The organism is Paenibacillus ihumii, assembly GCF_001403875.1.
In the GTDB taxonomy this organism is placed as follows: domain Bacteria; phylum Bacillota; class Bacilli; order Paenibacillales; family Paenibacillaceae; genus Fontibacillus; species Fontibacillus ihumii.
Genome location: NZ_LN884299.1, coordinates 3,661,028 through 3,678,241 on the forward strand (window position 1 = coordinate 3,661,028; position 17,214 = coordinate 3,678,241).

Genomic DNA, 17,214 nt, shown 5'->3' on the forward strand with positions numbered 1-17,214 from the left:
TAGTAGCCATCCCTTCCGCATGTTTCTTTGTCCAATTAAGTATACACCAATAATTCAACCCTTCTCGGAACCTAGCATTACACCTTGTGCAAAGTATTTTTGAACAAATGGATAGATCATTAATACAGGGATCATCGACAACACAATTGTGGCATTCTTCTTCGCCTGAGGCGCTAAGGCTGCCGCATCGACAAGTCCTGGACCACTGCCATCATTAAAAATAAGCATATCTCTTAATACGACTTGAAGCGGGTACAAGCTTTGTTCATTCAAATAAATCAATGGGAGGAAGAAGCTGTTCCAGTGTCCCATGAAATAAAAGAGCCCAATCGATGCAAGCGCTGGTTTAGAGAGCGGAATCAAGATATTAAACAATATCCGGTACTCGGAAGCACCATCAATAAGTGCCGCTTCACGGACTTGCGCGGACATATTCTCATAGAAGCTTTTCAGAATTATTAATTCCATCGTCCAAATCGCATTAGGGATTACCAATGCCCATACCGAATCTGTCAATCCAAGCGTGTTAACGATGATGTAGTTTGGAATGATACCTGGATTCAAGAACATCGTTAGCACGATACCAAACATCCAATATTTACGCCAAATGAAATCGGGTCGGGACAGTGGATAAGCTGCTATAGAAGTCACTAACAGGTTAATGAAGGTTCCGAGCCCCGTATAAAAAATTGTATTTAAATAGGCTCTCGGTATCCGTGTGTCTTTTAGAACTTCCATATAAGCATCCAGGTTAATACCTTTGGGAAATAGGGTGACTTGGCCCTGAACAACAGAAGCTGTGTCGCTCAGAGAAATTGCAAGAATATAGAGAATGGGATAGACCGTAGCAATTCCAATGCAACATAGGATTAGCCCATTGATTAATCCAAATAGGGAAAATTTTGATTCTCCTACCATAGCCCTTTACCTCCAGCCTTTCTGCTTATGAAGTTTGCTGACAGTAGCATGATCATTGCGACCAATGCTTCAAACATGCCAACAGCTGCAGCATAGCTGTAATTCGCCTCAACTAAGCCTTTTCTATATACATAAGTGGAAAATACATCAGCCACTTCGTACGTAGTCGGAGTGTAGAGAAGCAATACCTTCTCATATCCAATTCGAATCATACTGCCCGTTTTCATAATGAAAAGAATAAGAATCGTTGGCATTAGGCTTGGTATCGTAATATGCCACATGCTTCTCAGCCTGCCGCTTCCGTCGACCCTTGCCGCTTCATATAGCGTCGGATTAATACCGGCGATCGCAGCTAGGTAAATAATTGCTTCGTAACCCATAAGGGCCCAAATATCGGATACAACATAAATGGTACGGAACCATTCCGGCATAATTAAAAAGTAAATCTTTTCAAATCCAAGCGCTGCTATCAGCTTGTTCACCAAGCCGCTGCTTGGTGAAAGAAAGTCTATAACCATACTACTTATAATTACAACAGACAAGAATGAGGGTAGATAAGTGAATGTCTGAATCGATTTTTTTAACCATTTCACTCTAAGCTCGTTTAGCGAAATTGCTAATAGAATCGGAACTGGAAAGCCGAATATCAAAGTAAAAAAACCGAGTGCTAGTGTATTTTTGAATAACAGTAAAAAATCATTACTCGAGAAAAATCTTACGAAGTGCTTAAGGCCGACCCATTTGCTCCCTATAATTCCTTCGAATACACTGTAATCCTTGAATGCAATAATCAAGCCGTACAATGGTCCATATCGGAAAATAATATAAAATATAAGGCATGGCAGAAATAGGAGCAATAACTGTCTATCTCGCTTCATGTGCTTCAACGTCCGCATGAAAGATGCGGTAATCCGTGATAACAAGGATGGCTTATTCAGTGTAATCCCCTTATCCGCGCTAGGGTTTGGCACGTCTCTTCTCCTCCCGATGATGATAAATGGCACTAGGAACATAAGTTTCCTCTGTGCCATTTATCGTCCTAATCATTCTATATATTATTTATTTGCTTCATAACGTTTTTGAGCTTGGTTGAATACTTCTGTGTATTTACTTGCCCCATTCTTCTCAGCTGTTACTAGCCACTCAGCCCATTCTTTATCTCCATAGTTCTTATTAAGGATATATTTTGAATTGAATTCATTCAGCGATTTCTCAATCGAGGTTTGCAATTCTGCAATAAGGGCGATCTCATCTTCGGTAAGATTCAATACAGGATCTAGAGGTTCAAATTTATTGGCGGATACCATTTTGTCCTGAGCCTCTTGCTCCTTCTCTGTGTAGTTGTAGTATACAGAGCGTCTATCCGGGTTAAGATACATGCCTTCAATCCACATGCCATAATGCTCTTCCAGTACTTTAATTTCTATGTTAGGCAAGTCGGCTAGCTCCGGATATACTGGTTTCCCGTTCTCATCAAAGTTAAAATTCACACCTTCTACACCAAGCGTGATAAGCTCGGAACCCGATGGGCTCGTCAGATAATCTAACAACTTCAATGCAGCTTCTTTATTCTCGTTATTAGCAACGGTGATTCCAAAGTCTGCATTGATTAAAGGCAATGTACGGATATTTCCGGTAGGCCCAATTGGGTTAGCATAACGCAGATCATACTCAGGATTTTGCGAGCTTACTTGGTTGTAGAATAGATCAAGACGTCCAATCCAGTCCCACGTTACGAACGATTTATCTGTAGTCATCTTAGCAGTCCAGGAATCCGTGGTATCTGTCAAGAATTCTTGATCAAGCAAGCCTTCGTTGTACAGCTTTTTCAAGAAATCAAGCATCTCTTTATGCTCTGGTTGAACTCCCGCAAATTTCCAGGTTTTATCGGATTCGGAATAGATAGCAGGGTAGCTCGCTCCTCCAATACCCCAGCCATAGGAAAGATCTTTAAAGATCGTCTCTTTTGTTTTGGATGCCATTGGATATGAATCCGGATAAATTTCTTTTAATTTTTTCAGTGCTTGATAGAACTCTTCCGTGTTTGTCCACTCAGGAATGCCGTGCTTATCAAAGATATCTTTTCTGTACATCATGCCATGGTTAACATCACGATTCATGTTATAAACCGGCCATGTATAAATGTTGTTATTCTCGTCACCATAGGAATTAATGACCCAAGGATTTTCATCAACATACAGTCTTTTGAAATTTGGCAGCATATCAACATAGTCATTAATTGCGACTACTGCTTTTTGTTGACCGATTTTCTTCAGCTCATCTCGTTTAAGCCCGTGAAAAATATCAGGAAGTTTGCCCGATGCAACAATTAAACGAAGCTTATCCTGGAAAGTAGCCGAGGAATAATGTTGAAAATCTACTGTAATTCCTGTACGTTTCTCGATTTCCTTAGCAACTAGCTTGTCGTTAAGCGGAGTTTCACTTACAACCATCCAGGTCAACTTTGTTGGTTTATCTACCAGTGGAAGCTTCAATCCGCCGGTATCACCGTATTCATTAGTGCTATCTTCAACCACCGCATTAGATGGGGGGGCATTTGTTGCTCCACCACTTGAGTTTGTTTCTTTTCCCCCTGCATTTTTTGCACCGCATCCAGCTAATAGTGAACCGACTAGCACTAGGACGAGCGTCATACTAAGAAGCCTTTTTGACATTGTTATACCTCCCCTTTGTAATAGAAAAAGCAAAGCATTTGTTGTCGTGCCGAAGGTGTTCCTTCGGGTAATTCACATTGTAGATCGGTTCAAATGCTTCGTAAATAAAGCGTTTTCATTTACTGTGTTTTTTCGTCCTCCATCATGGTGGAAAGTTGGAAAAACCCTCATCTATCAACGTTTTTTTGATATGGAATTTGCTAAACAGGTGGAAAATGCTATATAAATGTTTTGTTTTTTTGCCATTCTCCACATCTCCCTACATTTAGGAACCCGAACGAACGGATTCAATTCAGTTGTATATGGTAGGTCCTTACAGAAGCACTGACTTCCCCGACCTTTTACTTTCCTCGGCTGCCTCTATAAAGCGAATGATCTCTAAAGTCTCTTTCCAATCTAATGGAGATTTATGACTATTGAATAGAATCATAATTTGCTCAAGCAAGCTAGCGTAAAAAGGCTTTGCGCTGGAATCAACCTCGATCACCGAGGTTTGGCCTGCTCGGCGAATCGTCGCGACGAATGGACTTTCTGGCAAACGGCTGAGCTTAACTGTTCCCGTACGCCCACCTTCCCAATGAGCAGCTATTAAATCATGCTCTTCTGTAGTCGTAACGCTAACTTCCAGGCAACCTGCACCCATAATTGCATAAAGAAGCTCTATCGAATGAATCCCATACCAGTAATAGTAGGATTGGGTCGGCTCCACTGCCAAAGGGCCGCCAACATGGGCCCCAATCACGGTCGCCGGGTCCTCGCGCACCAAATCATCTGTTATTTGCTGTGCAAATCTTAAAGCCGAGCAGCTCATAATCGGAAGCTGATATTGCTGCGCGATCCGAAATATCTCTTTAGCATTCATCGTGTCTAGAGCTAAAGGTTTGTCAATAAAGACCGGCTTGCCGTATGGAGCTATTCGCCTAAATTGGTCAAGATGCACCCGGCCATCCGCAGATATAAGCAAAATTGCATCACAGCTCGCAGCAACCTCTTCAGGAGAACTCAATCTGCGCACCCCGAATTCAAGCTCCAGCTTTGCCATAAAACCTTCTACTCGATCCGCACTAAGCGGAAAATCATCAGAACCGCCTAAAAAAGCTGCAACAACCTTCCCTCCCGATACATGATTCGCATCGGTTGAGTCGTTGAGCAGCCTAGTAAATGCAACAGAGTGGGAGGAATCCGTACCAATAAGACCTATTTTCAAATCATCCACTTGCCTATCAACTCTCCTCTTTATCATAAAGCTCTTTCATCATTTTTTTGCCCGTAGGTGTTTGAGCAAGACCGCCCATCGCCGTCTCCCGGTGCTTCTCAGGCATTGCACTGCCCACCTCAAGCATAACCTCGATTACTTCATCCGATGGAATGACACTCTTGACACCGGCAAGAGCCATATCTGCAGCCGCCATTGCCGTAACGGCACCAAAACCATTACGAACGATGCAGGGAACCTCCACCAATCCCCCGACCGGATCGCATATAAGGCCAAGCGAGTTTTTCAACGCTAATCCTACCGCATGAACCGCCTCCACCGGTGTACCACCGCGAAGTTCCACCAATGCTCCGGCTGCCATACCAATCGCAGAGCCTATCTCTGCTTGGCACCCGCCTTCGGCACCTGACACGAATGAGTTATTCGCGATAACATAGCCGATTGCTCCCGCACTAAAGAGGCCATGAACCATATGCTCATCGCTCCAGCCAAATCTCTCCTGCGAGCTAACGAACACTCCTGGTATAATGCCGCAGGAGCCTGCCGTCGGAGTAGCGATAATTCGCCCCATTGATGCATTGATCTCAGAGACCGCTAAAGCATACGCCATCGCGCTGCAAGCCTCCGTCCCCAAAGAAACGGCTCCGTTATGCATATAAGCTCGGACTCGCTTGGCGTCTCCGCCCGTTAATCCACTACGGGTTTTCAACTCGCTGTCTATTCCTTTGTAAACCGCTTCTTTCATAATGTCATAATACGCGGCCATTTGCTCTAGCACTAGCTCAGTGCTCTTTCCCGTCTCTGCCGACTGCTCCGTTATCATCAGCTGCCCTATCGTAACGGATTCTTTAACACATAGTTGTATCAATTGCTCTAAATTAGAGAACCTCATATATATCCCCTTTGGAAGTGAGATTAATAACACGAACCTTGTAAACATCAGGTATTTCAGCGATCTGGTCGATAAACTCGGTACGCAATACCTCATCACTTTCAATAACGGTTAGAGCATCCCCACTTCTGGACTTCCGATCAACCTCCATGAAGCCAATATTGGCATCAGCGTGCTTGAAGATATCTGTCAATTCAGCTAAGATTCCCCGGCGATCCGCATGAAAGATTAATAGAGTTGGGTAGATTGCCGTAAACTTAACATCGAAATCATCAACACCTACGATTTCAATATTACCCCCACCGATGGAACACCCTGTCACAATTGCCTTCTGTTCCCCTCTGCGAAGAATAAACGTTGCCGTATTGGGATGCATACCCGCTTTCTGAGCTGTTCGAAGCTGAACTTCCATCCCAGCATCCTTTGCCTTTTCAAAAGCATCTCTGATTCGCATATCATCCGTATCGTAATTTAGCAAACCTGCGATAATAGCAAGATCTGTTCCGTGGCCGCGATAGGTTGTAGCGAAAGATCCATAGAGAAGGATTTCGGCATGCTCCGGCAATCCTCCGAGCACATGTCTGGCCGTTCTCCCCAAACGAACTGCTCCGGCGGTATGAGAGCTGGAGGGCCCCACCATGCTCGGACCGATAATAGAAAATACATCCTTAAACCGCATGTTTGAGTCCTCCTGTTTTATTAGTTGTCAAGCCACTCTGCAAGATGTTCGGACACAAAATCATCATCGTGTAGTTGTGGATAATCCCGATATACACGATCAATCTCCTCCATTTGTCCCGGAGACAACGTTTCATTTGGATTCAAACACCATATGCCTTGCAGCAAGCCTTGGCGACGCAGTACTTCATGTATACCTGGTATACAGCCTTTAAATTGATGTGCGGGGTCAAAAAATGCAGCATTCGTATCTGTTACTTGTACATTTCTTGTTAACCATTCTTTTGACAGCTCTCCATGCTTTCGGGCAATCTTAATTTCCTCCAACAATTCTACGGCCTTTTTCGTCCAAACCGCCCAATGACCTAGTAATCCTCCGACAATGGTCTTCTCGATCGTTTCACCAGCGACTTCAAAGCGATAAGTGGTTAATAAATCATTGATTATATTATCATCATTGCCCGTATATATTGCGATTTCATCCCGTCTGCTGGAATAGCACACAGCGCGTACAACATCAATTGTCTGGTAGCGATTAAAAGGGGCAATTTTGATAGCGATTACATTAGGAATTTCTGCAAATTTGCACCAAAAGTCAAAACTGAAGATCTGACCACCCACCGATGGCTGTAAGTAAAAACCGATAACGGGCATAATAGCCGCTACCTGCCTTGTTCTCTCCAGGATGTCTTCCTCACTCCAGTCCGTTAGCCCTCCCATACTCAAAAGTGCTGCATCATAACCTAGTGATTGAGCAAATCTTGCTTCATTAATTGCTTGTTCTGTAGGCCCACAAATCCCTGCCACCTTAATAAAGGGACGTTGTATATTCGCCTTCGCGATTTCTTCTGCGGCTATTCGCAGAACAGTCTCAAATAAATTATAAGGTTCATCGCGAATTTCAAATTGTGTCGAATGGACACCGATGGCGATTCCACCTGCTCCTGAAGCAGCATAGTATCGAGTTAACGCACGTTGATGTCGTTCATCCAGCTGTCGATTCTCATCCAAAGCTAGAGGATGTGCTGGTATGACAAGCCCTTCATGCAGCGCTTCCAACAATTCGGCGGAAAGTGTAGCAGCAGTCATTTAATATTTCCCCTTTCTCTCTTGGAAATGAGTCGGTTTATTCCATGTTGCTCCGTCAGCTTGGATCCATTCAACCAGCCAATCAATCATTTGAAGTAATGACACAGACGGGTATCCAAAGCGCTGATGTGACTTCGATGCGTTATTCAACAGCGCAATCTCTGATTCTGTACCTTCAAACAGGGCCTCTTTGCCCATACGCTTCGCAAATTCTTCAGCAGCCCAACGAATAGACATCGTTTCTGGCCCGGTAATATTCATAATAGTTGGTGGATTCGAACACTCTGTTAAGCAACGCAACGCCATCTTATTGGCATCTCCCTGCCAAATCACATTGGCGTGCCCCATAGTCAAGTCAATCACCCGTTGTTCATTCACAGCCTTCGCGATTTCCAATAGCACACCATAACGCATATCAATCGCATAATTCAAACGATAGAACAGCATTGGCGTCCCGTTTTTATGGGAATGATATTCAAAAATACGCTCGCGGCCTAAAGTGGATTGGGCGTACTCTCCTAACGGCTCAGGCGATACCGACTCATTTGCCCCACCACTACCAATAGGCATGAAGGGATAAATATTACCTGATGAAAATACAACAATTCGGGAATCCTTAAATTTCTCCGCCACTCTGCCTGGCAAATAAGTATTCATCCCCCATGTGAAATGCTCTCTGCCCGTTGTTCCAAATTTATTACCCGCCATATAAATGATATTGTCTGCATGAGGCAGTTGATTAAGCTCATCATCATTCAATAAGTTACAGGAAATCGTCTCGACCCCTGCATCCTCTAGCTCGCGTCTTGCTGCTTCGTCAGAAAAACGTGATACACCGATAACACGCTTATTTAATCCGCCCTCACGGATCGCATTTTTAGCAAGCCTAGCCAAGCTCGGCCCCATCTTTCCGCCTACTCCAAGAATCATGATATCTCCGTCTACTGAAGCTAAATCCCTTACTAAATCCTCAGAGGGCTCAGCTAATTTCGCTTCCAGCTCTTCAAGTGTTTTCAATGCGATTTTCCCCTTTCTAGTATGAATCTAACTCCATCATACCTATAAGGGTGATATAAAGACAAATCTTTAAATTGTCTTTAAATCGATAAATGAATTAATTTATCGTTTTATCCTTCAAAAAAGAAAATCGGTAAATTTGCCGCGGCCTTCCTTTAGGAACCTTCTCCACACCCGAAATATCAACGAGTCCATTATCGATCCAGAGTAACAGCAGCCGATGAGCACTACGTACCGTGATATCAAGCAAAGCAGCAAGCTCATGAACCATATATTCATATTTGCCGTACTTTGCTGTGTAAGATAGCAGTTTGCTTAAATAAGCGCTTGTCATACCAGCCTCTTCTGCCCTTTTGATAAGTTCCGCATGCGTTGGCGTCAATACGTTCTGGATGGGATCTGCCATTTCGAGAGGGCCGATCAGCGTCTGATCCTCACGAATAATAAAGCAAATGTTTCCCCCAGCTTCAACGGATTTGCGAAGGGCGATCCTGGCATTTGTCCCCGCTTCATTAGCCGAGGTTCCAAACCCTACTCCCAAGCTTAATGAAATCCCTAATGAATGATTGGCGTCTTTGGCTAATGGAATCGTTTTGTAGCCACCCGTCTCCCTCTCAAAAATCCCCCTAGTGGTAAAGAATAAATATTCATCTCCACCTAGCGGTGTCAAGTAGCCATCAAGCGATTCAACATAGTCCAAGACCATACGATGAATATCCAGCTTTAGCTTTTGAACCTCATGCTCATTATTCCGTTTCATCACCAACTTGCCAAAATCATCGACCTTAATCATCCCAACGACAATTTGCGATTCTTTATTGCGTCGGGATTCCGTTGATAGAAGCGCACGCTCCAACGTCACGCTCATGTCCTGATCCGAAGGAATTAGCCATTCGTTCGCAGCCTGAAGATCAGACAATTTCCGTGCTACCGATTCCACCCCTGTAATGGCGAATGAGCATACACCTGTGCTCAACAGGTTATGGTGAAATTCAAACAGCTTGTCCGGTGAAGCATGAGCAGGACCGCTATAAACAACCACCTTTGTCTGCTCAATCCCAAGGTCTTTGAGCGTACCCATAACCATGGATTTCGTAAGCGAATCTACGGATATGCCGCCGCTGAGGTGACCTGTCTGTAATGCGCGAAATAACGTCTTGTACAGCCCTGCTCCCGTTAGTGGAACATAATGCACCGGAACCGTTACATTGATGTTTTCTTTCACTTTACGATGCGATTGCGCTCCGAATAATAGAAGCACCTCTACCTCCAGCATCAACGTTTCAACGGCCGACGGGACTTTCTCCTCATCATTCACGATCCGTACAAGCGGAGTAAATGTAGGAAATGCCTTTATAACCTTTAACAGCTTATCTACGACAAGCTGCGCGCCAACGATTCCAATCTTAATTTGCATATGTATGGGTCATTCCTTTCAATATTTTGCAGGCCTCTTGTGATGATTTTTGTTTTATAACGAGATCTCTTGTCTCCGAAACTCCAACTAAATTGGTCATATTGTCATTTAGCTTAACAACCCTTATACTTGCTCGCACACCGTTTTTCCTCATACTTAGTTCATACTTCAGCTCGTGTCCACGCAGAACTATCTTATCATTTTTTGAGTAAATTCGTAATTTTAACACTCACTCCCGAAATAATCTATCCTGCGATAGGTATTATCCTTATAACCTTATCATCCGTATAATCATTCGTATATATCACAGAAGTTCAGGGTATGTGTCCAGTTCAAAAAGAAACCTTGAAAGGCATGTGCCACTCAAGGTCTACTCTATTTCACCTTAAATTATTTGTTTTAGCCCAACTTCCATCTATTACCTGAAGGCAGCGATCGTGGGTTCCAAATACCACCATTCTTCAGAAAAAATTTAAACAATACTCTTCGAGGACTTGTCAGCTATTATTAAACCGCGATACTCTGATTTTCCCCATTCCTATTTTAATGAGGAACACTTATTCATTCACCAGTATAGTAACTGCTCAAATACTCCAGTAAATCCACGCTTGCACGATTAGGAGTTATTGTATTCAGAACAGCGATCAGAGAATCATAGGAGTTCACCAACTGTTCTTTAGCTTCATCTACTAGCGCCTGGTCCTCTTCGTTCAATGCCTCAACGAAGTTCTGCTGGTAATAGTCCCGGTATTCGGATAGCTGCTGCAATCGCTTGTCAAACTCTATGCTTTGAGAGACGTGCCCCTTCTTCTCCGAGCTCTGCTGTCTTAAATAGCCATAAATAGCCGCGTCAATTGTGCTGCCTTGCCTGATGGACAGATGCGACCACATGGTTCCTCCCCCATCCGCATAATAATGCAGCTCGAACCAATACGTATTAACGTCTGAAATGCTTGTTCTCAATTCATTTGCCAGCTTCTTCAATGCGTTGTTTTCCGCTAGGAAATCGTTCAGCTTTTCCGTGTAGCATTGCCCTAATTCCTCATAAGCCACATCCATTCCAGCCTCAGAGTTATCCCCTTCACGCTCTAACAAATAAGCTTCAAAAACAGCGCCAACTTCCCCTACTTCCGTGATATCTGCGGCTTGGCAAGCCGTGGATGGCGTTCTTTCAACATTAGCCGCTTGCAAGTCCCATTTAAATGTATCCAGCATCTTATCCACCTCAGACCTCATAACACGATATTGTTCTGCTTCCTTCTTGTCAGCAGGCTCGTTAGACCCTAGTTTGGCAGTAATCAGCACATCCTCATTTTTCCAAACAACCTGAACGTCATCTGGCCGGCTCTCTGTATCACTTGGATGGAAATATTCGATTTGAACCAGGGGGTAAGCTCCCTTCTGACCCAAAAATGAAATCAGCTGCATATCGACGCTATTCTCTAATGAGATATGTCCTACCCAGTTCTCCGGAAGCTTAAACGACCCGTAATAGGATTGAACCTCCCGCGCGCTAAGCAATTTGGGCTCTTCGTCATAGTAGCCCCAGGAGCTCACCATCATCTTGGCTGATTTCTCGAAGACCTGTTCGGTTGAAAAAACCACACTTGCCTCCTTCACTGGATAGATCAAGCTGAATTCTTTGTCATCCCCTTCGCCGGAAGGTGAGGACATGATCATCGTTTCACCCGCTCGGTTCATAATCTCCACAAATGACATGCCGGCCTTAGTCTCGCCGAAGTGAATCGGGCTAAGTTCAGCAATATCCACATGACTAACGGGAATGCCCTCTTCCTCCGTCAAATGAAATACCAATCCGGCCTTCTCCAGCTTGAGCCATGCTGCTCCTTCATCATCTGCTCCCTCTACAGGCGCTTCTTGAAAATCCTGCTGCAGTGTATCGATCAGAGATGCTTTATCCAAATTCATATAATGAATAAAGCGCTCGTAGAAGTTCTGATTTTTCAAGTCATATGCGGCATCGAAATGGACTGCAGGATCAGGATTGGCCCTTGACTTTCCCTCATCTCCGCCTGACTTTAGTACTTTCCCTCCGCAAGCCGTTAACATAATGACCAGTACTGAGATAAATGCCCAGAATAATAGTTTTCTCTTCACTTGATACTTCCCACCTTTTTACCATTTTGGCTGTAGACATTGGCATCATCTTCAATACAATCTCCTTCTGTCTTGTCGCATATTGATCTGCTACATATTTCTGCTGTTCGCGGTAAATAGAGGAAATCATTCTCAATAATCACTTCTTCAATTGCGGACTGATAGGCATTCAGAAGCATTTCTAGAACGTAGTATCATCAGATTGTGCAGACAGCAAGAAATGTAAATATGACGCAAAATTTCAATCGTAAATATTCGAAATCCTAACCTCATCTATGTCCTCTAACATACGCATAACCTCTTCCGTCTCTTCACTCGTGCTGCTAGAATATGGTTGTTCGGCAATTTGAGTAGATACGATGATCAGATCACCTTTTTCTCCTACTTTCTTGAGCGGGTATCCATCATCCATTTCTATTAAATATTCTTCCCATTCCTTAAGGCTAAGTATATGAAAAGATAACAAGTTAGCTGCTTTCTCAAGCGGTAAAGTAGTATTGTGATAAATGCCGACCCAATCTTCTTGCTGCTTTACAAAGTATTTATCCTTCCATGACGAAGGTGTTTCGACAGAAAAGCTAATTTCTGTATTGTCGTATTTTAATGTGAATACATCCTGATCTGTATAATCGTTCTCGATCGCTGCCCCTTCCTCTAAGCTGATTTGTACAGGAGTTTCTCGACTTTCTGTGGTGCCGTCCCCTAATTGACCGTATGTGTTATCACCCCACGACCATAGGTTCCCTTCGGCATCAACAACAATTGTATAATCCTTTCCACCTGCAATGGATACAATATCCGACAAACCCGGAATCCTTCTGGGCTTTTCATTGCCTGTCCAGATCCACACAATACCATCTTGATCAATTGCATAACTCCATGTAATTCCTTGTTTTATAGCATTAATATTTGTTAACTCTTCCACCATGATTGGCGGACCGCCACTCCCCCAGCTCCAAACTGTGCCATCTTTCTTTAAAGCTAAGATATCCGCCCCTATTGCTGATATATCTACGACATCATTTATTCCTTCTACCTTGGCAGGTATGTCCTGCCCCACTCCTTCTACATTTAAATCCAACTGAGGACCATATCCCCATGCCCACACCGTTCCGTCTTCTTGAAGTGCAAGGCTTCCTAAATTTCCTGCAGTTACAGATACAATATCCTGTAATCCTGGCACTTGGGCAGGAACTTCTCCATTGTCACGATCAACTCCTAGTTGACCAAACATATTATCTCCCCACGTCCATACGGTCCCATCCTTCTTTAGGGCAATGGCACTAGTTACACGGGCATCGATTGCTTGAATGTCCTCTAAGCCAATAATTTGTACTGGTTTTAAACGACTAATATATGTACCATCTCCAAGCTGACCATCACGATTGTCTCCCCATCCCCAGACGGAACCATCCCTTTTTAGCACTAAGGTATATGCCCAATTGCCGACCACTGAAGAAACATCTGATATTCCACTTATTCTTCTCGGCTTAAGTTGCAAATCTGAATTAGTATCACTAGTTACCTTTCCCCATATCCATAGAATACCTTGATGGTCGACTGCCAAGGAATGGCTATTTACAGCAGCTATAGAAGGTGATTCTACTAGATTTGAATATGTTTGACCCGTATCTTCGTTCTCGTTATTAATATTAGAATTAGATTCTATTAAATGATTCTTATTGTCTACTGTTCTCCATTCCTCTGCAAAACAACCTGATATAAGAATGGAAAATATAACCAATAAACTAATCATATATTTTGTTTTTTTCAACTAGAGATCCTCCTTTGTCTCTACAACTTCGACTGTGCTGAGTTCGGCTCTTTTGAAATTTGTGATGGCATGCTGTTGTAAACAGGTATCCTAAAAACCATGGGAGCTTTTACATCTTTTAGCCCCTTAGCAAAATTTGAAGACTTAATGAATGCATCTTTAATATGTGTGGCATATTGATGGGAAATAGAACCGTTCTTCTCAAATCCTTCAACATTCCATTTCATTTTGTACAAAGTATCTTGACCCTTACTAACATATTCATCATAAATCCATTTACCTCCGCCTACGATTGCTTTATCTTGTGTACTCCAACCCATTTGTTTAGCTTTCTTTGCCCCTGCTAAACCAGCATTCCCATCAAAAGCCCCAATACCATACATGTTAAACCAACCCTCATACCCATTAACTTTACCTTTAGATAGAGGTGAATCTCCACTTCCCGTTTCGACAGTAGATTTTGCTGCAAGAAAAACGGCACTTACCTTATCTCCTCCTGCCTCCAAAAATGATGTTCCTTTATTCTTTAGATCATCCTTAAGAACACTGTTCACTGCATTTATATTCTGTGTGTTAGCATCATATTTCGCAGATAGAAATTGAAAGACCTGATTCTCATTTATAAAATTTCTAGGATCTATGAAATATGACACCGCTTCTTTAGAAGCAGCAAAGTATCCCTTGTCGTATTTAAATTTAGGATCCTTCCATTTATCACTATAACCGTACTTAATCTCTGATGTGCAAACATGACCTGATTTCATTTCTGCATCAATCAGTTTATTAAAGTCGACGTTAATATGATCTGCATAAAAACGCCACTCTGGATGCGCCGCATGTAACTTCTCCAACATCGGCCTGTAAGATTCCGGGAACTTTGCCAATTCTTTTTCAAATACATAGTCTCCCGATTTTGAAGTATCCACTTGATCAGGAACAATTTCAATTTCTTTTACAGGTAATGGAGTTTTTTTGGATGGTTGGTTTACAATAGTGTTATCATCCTGAATAATTCTTCTAAATGATATAATACGTGGATTCCAGTGTGTATTAGTTAATTTATCAATCTTCACGTTTTGTTTCTTATCGGATAAGTTCTTCGGATTCGTGTTACTCCCTGCCTCGTGTATAAACTCTCCATTTCCAATATAAATACCAACATGGCTAGGTGTGCCTTTCTTTTTACCAAAAAGAATCAGATCACCTGGCTTCAAATCTTTTAGATCTACCTCTGTTCCTCTTAAAATTTGGTCTTTTGTTGTTGGACCTATGTTAATATTTAGTACAGTTTTATATACAGAAGAAGTAAAGTCCGAGCAATCCATATAGGGTGGTGGATTATTCTTATCTAAAACTTGGGTTGTAATTTTTGTGTCCAAACAATAAGGTATTTTTCCTACCCAATATTTGGCTTCCTCAATGATTGCTTTTCTAAATTCATCTGCATTAGTAAGACTAGCAGTATGGCTATCGTCCGCCGTCTCCTGCACCCTCAAATAATTCCCCGCAGGCCCGGTTCCCGTCCACAAATGCATATAACCCACACCATCAACCATCGCTGAAGACAATCCATACTTGTCCTTCAATATCCCTCGAACCTTCTCCGCATAAGTGTGGGCCCCGCCCATTTCTTTCGTCATGCCCTTGGCCTTGTACTCATGCCACGCGACTTGGGCGCGGCCGATTTCACCTAGCTGCTTATGTATTTCATCCAATTGCTTTTGAGCCCATGCGCCTTGAGCTCCGCCCTTCATAACCAAGCCAAGCAAATATTGATACTGGTTATCTTGCGGCATAAGCACCTGCACGAACTTTCCATCCTTCACGATCTGCATCGAAGGGTCATAGGAGCATGCATCAAGTGCGCTTCCCTTATAGTATTCGCTTATGTTAACTTTCTCCCCGTAAAGCTCCTCATTGATGCCGTACCCCTTCAAAATCCCCCGCTGCTTCATCGCTTCCTTATGTGCTTGTTCCATCAAATATGTATTGCCAAACGCTTTGTATACGGAATAGGCCACCTGGGCACGAGCAATGGTGTTTCTTGCCTTGAAAATCGCATCCAGCTTCTCCTTGGCTTCCTTCTTCTCTGCTTCCGTGCCATGGAGTGCCAACTGATGCAGCTTTTGAACCACTGGATCCTGAAATAATGCATCCTGTAGATAGCTGTTGAGGTCTTTGCCCGAAAGTCCGCCATTTGCAGAATAATATGTGGATGGGGGGACAGGCTCATACTTCTTCTTGGTGCTAGTTTTAACCGCTTCCTCATCCTTGCGATAACGCGCTGCCGCGTCTGTAAGTACTTTCGCTTTATCGCGAAGATCTCCTGTAATACCCTCCGCTTGCTTCCGAATCTCCCTTAGAAGGCGCTCTATCTCATTCAGCTCACTCCTGCCGTACAGCTCCGGATACTGGCTCTGCGTCTCTCGAACGAGTTGGGAAATGGATTCATTGACATTCCACTCCACATTTCCAATGAAAGCGCCGAATCGTTTCGTTTGCGAGGATAACTCATCTACCTTTTTAGGATCGACCTTAATGCTCATCAACGGCTTCCTTTCTATAAAAATAATAATTATTGATGAATTTATTAATTGCCATGAAATCCTTCTTTACATTACAACAATACTCTCTGCCATCCTACATCCTACGTAATGTAAGGAATATCCTCATCGGTTCCCATGCCCCAATCTGGATCAGGATCTACCAGCAATTCTTCTTCATAGTTGTACAACTGATCATTATATTCCTGAGATATGTCGGTGATTAAGAAGCCGCCGTTACTTTGCCTTACAAAAGTATAGGTACCCGTGGTATCAGGAAACTCATTATTTTCGTTTATTCCTTCAAAGGTAAATGGAACTTGAATTACAGCACGTTGCTCTGTCTGCTCAAGCATTTCAAAGTTCCCCTCAGTATTAACTACATATTGACCTTCACTATCTCCATAGTTTCCGCATTCCGTTTCTGTACATACGATTTCATGAGTAATAAGAACATACTTCATTAGTTCCTGGCTAAAATATTTGGAGAGAGCATTCTCCAGCTCTTGCCTGCTGGGGGAAGCAAGACTGTACACTGGCGAAACGCCAAAATGGCCAATAAGATGACTATCACCTTCCTGCTCCTTGAGCAGCGTGAGATCTTGTTCAGCTTGAAGTATTATTCTTTTGGCCTCTTCTAGACTTAAGAGCTTATCTAATTCCGGAGCTTGTTGATTCGCATTCACAGGCTGAATTCCTTCATGTTTTGAAGAACATCCTGCTGCAAGTAAGATGAGGATTACGCCTAGCAAAACAACAAATCCGAGCTTGTACTTTGTTTTTTTAAATTACAATCTCCTTCTGTTTTTCGCTTAATCTCAAGCAAGTCATCTTTCATTGGCACTAGAATCCACCAAATGATTCGGTAGATCTGTAA

General features: G+C 43.0%; 13 protein-coding genes. All 13 read right to left on the minus strand.

Going from position 1 to position 17,214, the window contains the following annotated elements:
* Positions 1 to 54: 54 nt before the first annotated feature.
* The 13 genes from BN2762_RS23665 to BN2762_RS23725 all read right to left on the minus strand — a co-directional run bounded on the left by BN2762_RS23665 (position 55) and on the right by BN2762_RS23725 (position 17,023).
* On the minus strand, positions 55 to 918 hold the full coding sequence (locus BN2762_RS23665) for a carbohydrate ABC transporter permease (RefSeq protein WP_055109270.1): 864 nt from the start codon (positions 916 to 918) through the stop codon (positions 55 to 57).
* Positions 912 to 1,814, minus strand: a complete 903-nt coding sequence (locus BN2762_RS23670) for an ABC transporter permease (RefSeq protein ID WP_083485221.1) — start codon at positions 1,812 to 1,814, stop codon at positions 912 to 914. Before BN2762_RS23670 ends, BN2762_RS23665 begins: the two co-directional genes overlap by 7 nt.
* Before the next feature lie 159 nt (positions 1,815 to 1,973).
* Positions 1,974 to 3,593: an extracellular solute-binding protein gene (locus BN2762_RS23675; RefSeq protein WP_055109271.1), complete on the minus strand. Its 1,620-nt coding sequence runs from the start codon at positions 3,591 to 3,593 to the stop codon at positions 1,974 to 1,976.
* 313 nt (positions 3,594 to 3,906) lie between these two features.
* A complete protein-coding gene (locus BN2762_RS23680) occupies positions 3,907 to 4,809 on the minus strand; it encodes a Gfo/Idh/MocA family protein (protein ID WP_230202584.1) in 903 nt (300 codons plus the stop codon).
* A gap of 7 nt (positions 4,810 to 4,816) precedes the next feature.
* Positions 4,817 to 5,701 (minus strand): L-serine ammonia-lyase, iron-sulfur-dependent, subunit alpha, encoded by an 885-nt coding sequence (sdaAA, locus tag BN2762_RS23685; protein WP_055109273.1) that lies wholly within the window; start codon positions 5,699 to 5,701, stop codon positions 4,817 to 4,819.
* Complete coding sequence (gene sdaAB / locus BN2762_RS23690; protein WP_055109274.1) at positions 5,688 to 6,380, minus strand: L-serine ammonia-lyase, iron-sulfur-dependent subunit beta; 693 nt, start codon at positions 6,378 to 6,380, stop codon at positions 5,688 to 5,690. The genes sdaAA and sdaAB overlap by 14 nt, the downstream gene beginning before the upstream one ends.
* A gap of 20 nt (positions 6,381 to 6,400) precedes the next feature.
* Complete coding sequence (locus tag BN2762_RS23695; RefSeq protein WP_055109275.1) at positions 6,401 to 7,468, minus strand: dihydrodipicolinate synthase family protein; 1,068 nt, start codon at positions 7,466 to 7,468, stop codon at positions 6,401 to 6,403.
* Positions 7,469 to 8,485: an NAD-dependent epimerase/dehydratase family protein gene (locus BN2762_RS23700; RefSeq protein ID WP_055109276.1), complete on the minus strand. Its 1,017-nt coding sequence runs from the start codon at positions 8,483 to 8,485 to the stop codon at positions 7,469 to 7,471. It abuts the gene before it with no gap.
* 97 nt (positions 8,486 to 8,582) lie between these two features.
* On the minus strand, positions 8,583 to 9,902 hold the full coding sequence (locus tag BN2762_RS23705) for a hypothetical protein (RefSeq protein ID WP_055109277.1): 1,320 nt from the start codon (positions 9,900 to 9,902) through the stop codon (positions 8,583 to 8,585).
* 561 nt (positions 9,903 to 10,463) lie between these two features.
* Complete coding sequence (locus BN2762_RS23710; protein WP_055109278.1) at positions 10,464 to 12,020, minus strand: hypothetical protein; 1,557 nt, start codon at positions 12,018 to 12,020, stop codon at positions 10,464 to 10,466.
* A gap of 241 nt (positions 12,021 to 12,261) precedes the next feature.
* Entirely contained in the window at positions 12,262 to 13,794 is a 1,533-nt protein-coding gene (locus BN2762_RS23715) for an RCC1 domain-containing protein (RefSeq protein ID WP_055109279.1), read from the minus strand.
* Between the two features lie 20 nt (positions 13,795 to 13,814).
* Entirely contained in the window at positions 13,815 to 16,340 is a 2,526-nt protein-coding gene (locus BN2762_RS27915; RefSeq protein ID WP_055109280.1) for an NlpC/P60 family protein, read from the minus strand.
* 101 nt (positions 16,341 to 16,441) lie between these two features.
* The gene (locus BN2762_RS23725; RefSeq protein WP_055109281.1) at positions 16,442 to 17,023 is read right to left on the minus strand and encodes a hypothetical protein; all 582 of its coding nucleotides are present in this window, start codon (positions 17,021 to 17,023) and stop codon (positions 16,442 to 16,444) included.
* Positions 17,024 to 17,214: the final 191 nt, after the last annotated feature.

Excerpts from the sequence above, each read along its gene's own strand:
- BN2762_RS23665 (WP_055109270.1), bottom strand. The coding sequence starts at position 918 with ATGGTAGGAGAATCAAAATTTTCCCTATTTGGATTAATCAATGGGCTA.
- BN2762_RS23670 (WP_083485221.1), bottom strand. The coding sequence starts at position 1,814 with ATGCGGACGTTGAAGCACATGAAGCGAGATAGACAGTTATTGCTCCTA.
- BN2762_RS23675 (WP_055109271.1), bottom strand. The coding sequence starts at position 3,593 with ATGTCAAAAAGGCTTCTTAGTATGACGCTCGTCCTAGTGCTAGTCGGT.
- sdaAA (WP_055109273.1), bottom strand. The coding sequence starts at position 5,701 with ATGAGGTTCTCTAATTTAGAGCAATTGATACAACTATGTGTTAAAGAA.
- sdaAB (WP_055109274.1), bottom strand. The coding sequence starts at position 6,380 with ATGCGGTTTAAGGATGTATTTTCTATTATCGGTCCGAGCATGGTGGGG.
- BN2762_RS23695 (WP_055109275.1), bottom strand. The coding sequence starts at position 7,468 with ATGACTGCTGCTACACTTTCCGCCGAATTGTTGGAAGCGCTGCATGAA.
- BN2762_RS23705 (WP_055109277.1), bottom strand. The coding sequence starts at position 9,902 with ATGCAAATTAAGATTGGAATCGTTGGCGCGCAGCTTGTCGTAGATAAG.
- BN2762_RS27915 (WP_055109280.1), bottom strand. The coding sequence starts at position 16,340 with ATGAGCATTAAGGTCGATCCTAAAAAGGTAGATGAGTTATCCTCGCAA.